This window comes from Salmonella sp. SAL4457 (genome assembly GCF_046548235.1).
Taxonomy (GTDB): domain Bacteria; phylum Pseudomonadota; class Gammaproteobacteria; order Enterobacterales; family Enterobacteriaceae; genus Salmonella; species Salmonella enterica.
Genome location: NZ_JBGDZO010001533.1, coordinates 1 through 203 on the forward strand (window position 1 = coordinate 1; position 203 = coordinate 203).

1 pseudogene is annotated in these 203 nt (G+C 70.9%); it reads left to right on the top strand.

The annotated features are described in order from the left end of the window. Positions 1-203, top strand: a pseudogene (locus ACLJNW_RS29335) (cytochrome c biogenesis protein CcmH); the annotation flags it as partial.

Sequence of the window (203 nt, forward strand, 5' to 3'; positions counted from 1 at the left end):
GCCACCATCGTGGCGGGCGGGTGGATAATCGTCGCCCGCACGCGCCGGCGGGTGCGTATCAGACAGGACGTCCTGGCCGACGCCATTCCGGCGGCGGGACCGCGCGCCGGGTGGGGTGCTTACGTGCCGGGCGTGGTTATGGCGCTGGTCGTGGCCGCCATCAGTTACTCACAGACCGGCAGCTATCCGCAGGTGAGGGCCTG